This window comes from Arthrobacter sp. Y3223164 (assembly GCF_059091005.1).
The window spans coordinates 1-2,518 of record NZ_JBNHGF010000389.1 but is presented as its reverse complement, the minus strand read 5'-3'; the positions used below and the strand labels follow the sequence as shown (position 1 = coordinate 2,518).

2 protein-coding genes and 1 pseudogene are annotated in these 2,518 nt (G+C 67.9%); 2 read left to right on the top strand and 1 reads right to left on the bottom strand.

Features of this window, described 5'->3' with window-relative positions:
- Nucleotides 1–261 precede the first annotated feature (261 nt).
- The gene (locus tag AC5RUJ_RS14460; RefSeq protein ID WP_494002217.1) at nt 262–984 is read right to left on the bottom strand and encodes a TetR/AcrR family transcriptional regulator C-terminal domain-containing protein; all 723 of its coding nucleotides are present in this window, start codon (nt 982–984) and stop codon (nt 262–264) included.
- Between the two features lie 102 nt (nt 985–1,086).
- Between AC5RUJ_RS14460 and AC5RUJ_RS14455 the strand changes: the two genes are divergently transcribed.
- On the top strand, nt 1,087–2,139 hold the full coding sequence (locus AC5RUJ_RS14455; protein ID WP_494128597.1) for an NAD(P)-dependent alcohol dehydrogenase: 1,053 nt from the start codon (nt 1,087–1,089) through the stop codon (nt 2,137–2,139).
- A 99-nt stretch (nt 2,140–2,238) separates the two neighbouring features.
- Nucleotides 2,239–2,518: pseudogene (locus AC5RUJ_RS14450) on the top strand (pullulanase X25 domain-containing protein); the annotation flags it as partial.

Here is a 2,518-nt window from a genome sequence, read left to right as displayed (position 1 = left end):
GACGACGGGCTGCGCGTCGCGGCAGACAGCATGTCCGCTGCGGCATAGCGGCGGCGACTGACGCCGGGCGCGGTTGATGTGCCCGCGCGCACCAATCGCAACCCCGGAGCGATGGCGGGGCACTCCACCGGAGTGGGGTGTCCCGCCGCTCCGGTTCAGGCCAACGACAATGCGGAATAAAGGCGGGGCCTCACGGGCCCTCCTGCCTGCAATCGCGTTCCAGGGGTTCCGGGCCCATGGCCTCGCCCGCGACCCGGTGGTTCAGGGCGAGGGCGCCTCGGCCCGCTCTGGTGTCTCTTCGCCAGTCCCGGAGCGGCCCTGCAGCGACGCCGCCAAGCCGCCGATAATGAGGTCGAGGCCGAAGTCGAACTCGTGGCTGAAGTCGTATCCGGGCTGCAGCACATGCTCCACGGCGAACTCCCGCAGGTGTGGATAGTCCTCGACGGTGAACATCTCCACCATCGGCCCGCCGACCTCCGCCAGACTGTCCGGCCCGTCGAAAGGCAACGATGCCTCCTGGAGAGCCGTCCCGTAAACGTACGCATCGAGCACCGCATAGGCGTGGGCCGCCAGCGGCAGCGAGAACCCGGCAGCCCGAAGAGTCCCCAGGGTCGCATCGTGGTGGCGCAGGTTTGCCGGTCCCGGCGCGGTGCGCGATTCCATCAAGGCTATGGCCCACGGGTGGCGGCGCAGCACGTCGCGGGCGGAGGCGGCACGCCGCTTCAACTCCGCCTTCCACTCCCGGCCCGGCACCGGCAGCTCTATCTCTTCGAAGACGGCGTCGACGATGCCGTCGAGGATCTCGTCCTTGTTCCGCACGTGGTGGTAGAGCGACATCGGTTTGGCGTCCAGTGCCTGAGCCAGTGAACGAATGGTCAGGCGGGCCAGCCCGCCGCCGTCGGCGATCTCCATCGCGGCGCGGAGCACCCGTTCCCTGCTGAGTGGCTCACGTTGCGCGGGGGCGCTGCCCGGTTTTTTGATCATTGTTCCCGCGACTATAGCATTCTCGTACTTTGTACGGTAGCTTCGTACGTTGTACGAAGTACTTGGGCTCCACGTCATCCACGTCCTCGAGAAGGAAGTCCCATGGAACCAACAGAATCCACCCCTTCGGCCGCGAACACGCAGCCGGTTCCCGGCAGCGGCTCCCCGGACCCCATAAGACCCACCATGCGCGCCATAGTGCAGACCCGGTACGGAATCACCGATGCCCTGCACCCCGAAGAGATCGCAGTACCGGAGGTCGGCGAAAGCCAGGTCCTCATCAAGGTCCGCGCCGCAGGCCTGGACCGCGGGACATGGCACATGGCCACCGGCCTGCCGTACCCGGTCCGCGCCGTCTCCGGGTGGAAGTCCCCGAAGAACCCGGTCCCCGGGCTTGACGTCGCGGGAACGGTAGCGGCGGTAGGCAGTGCCGTCACGAAATTTTCGATCGGAGACGAAGTCTTCGGTTTCGGCAAGGGTTCCTTCGCGGAATTTGCGGTGGCAGCGGAGTCGCTGCTGGCCCGAAAGCCGGCAGACCTGACTTTCGAGCAGGCAGCGGCCCTTCCGGTCTCCGGCGTGACAGCGCTGCAGGCGCTGCGGGACGCCGGCCGCGTACAGGCCGGGCACCGCGTACTCATCACGGGGGCCTCCGGCGGCGTCGGCACCTACGCCGTGCAGATAGCCACGGCCCTGGGCGCCACGGTCACCGGCGTCTGCAGCGCCGCCAAGGCGGAGCTGGTGCGGAGCCTCGGTGCCGGGAGCGTCATCGACTACGCCCGCGAAGACTTTGCGGTAGCAGGACACAAGTATGACGTGATCGTGGACATCGCCGGGAACCCGTCCCTGTCGCGCGTGCGCCGGGCTCTTGCAGCGGACGGCACGGCGGTTATCGTCGGCGGCGAGCACGGCGACCGCTGGACGGGCGGCCTGTTCAGGCCGCTGGGCGGAATGATCCTGTCCCTCTTCAACCGGCAGCGTGTTGTCATGTTCATGGCCCGCCAGGCGGCTTCGGACCTCGAACGGCTGAGTGAGCTGATCGTCTCGGGGCAGCTGAAGCCCGTGCTCGACCACACTTATCCGCTGGAGCAGATGCCGGAAGCACTCCGCCGCCTGGAGGCCGGCGAGGTGCGGGGCAAGGTGGTCATCAAGGTCTAGGGGAGCCGACACACAACGCCAAATAGTGGTGCTCGGCACGGCCGGGTAACAGACTGGGAGCGTCACCAGTTCCGGCAGCCCCGCGAAGGAGCCACGGCCATGCTCAAAACCCATCTGCGTCTCAAACCTGTCCTCGAGATTCTGGCGGCGGCAGCCGCAACCGGCACCCGGCCTGACGCCAGGGACGTCATCAGCGAGGCCTTGCGGCGCGTACCGCCGACCGCGCACGAGAAGGAGTTGCTGAGCGGCGGTGTGCCCCGCGGCTTCAAAAACCTGACGACGGCGACCGCGCGGCTGGTGAAAGCCGGCTGGATGTCGAAGGGCCGCGGCGGGTGGGCCATCACCGAGGACGGGCTGCGGGCGGTCACCGCCTTTCCCG

Excerpts from the sequence above, each read along its gene's own strand:
- AC5RUJ_RS14460 (WP_494002217.1), bottom strand. The coding sequence starts at position 984 with ATGATCAAAAAACCGGGCAGCGCCCCCGCGCAACGTGAGCCACTCAGC.
- AC5RUJ_RS14455 (WP_494128597.1), top strand. The coding sequence starts at position 1,087 with ATGGAACCAACAGAATCCACCCCTTCGGCCGCGAACACGCAGCCGGTT.